Here is a 234-nt window from a genome sequence, read left to right on the forward strand (position 1 = left end):
ATTCCTCACGGCAGCGTCAATGATACGATCCTGGTGGTGGAAGACGACGAGCACGTCCGCACCATGACGGCCGAAAGCCTGCATGAACTCGGTTACACCGTATTGCAGGCGGCAAGCGGCATAGAGGCGCTTCTGTTGCTCGAAGAAAATCCGGCAGTCGATTTGATCTTCACCGATATCGTCATGCCGCAGATGAGCGGACGCCAGCTTGCTGATGTCGTCCAGGAAAAATGG

At 55.6% G+C, this 234-nt stretch carries 1 protein-coding gene; it reads left to right on the top strand.

Translation table 11 applies throughout. The features are described 5' to 3' along the window. Positions 1 to 234: response regulator (locus tag AF337_RS17315; protein ID WP_152971116.1), on the top strand; the 234-nt coding region annotated here is incomplete at both ends.

The sequence above is a fragment of the Rhizobium ecuadorense genome, assembly GCF_001187535.1.
Lineage (GTDB): Bacteria > Pseudomonadota > Alphaproteobacteria > Rhizobiales > Rhizobiaceae > Rhizobium > Rhizobium ecuadorense.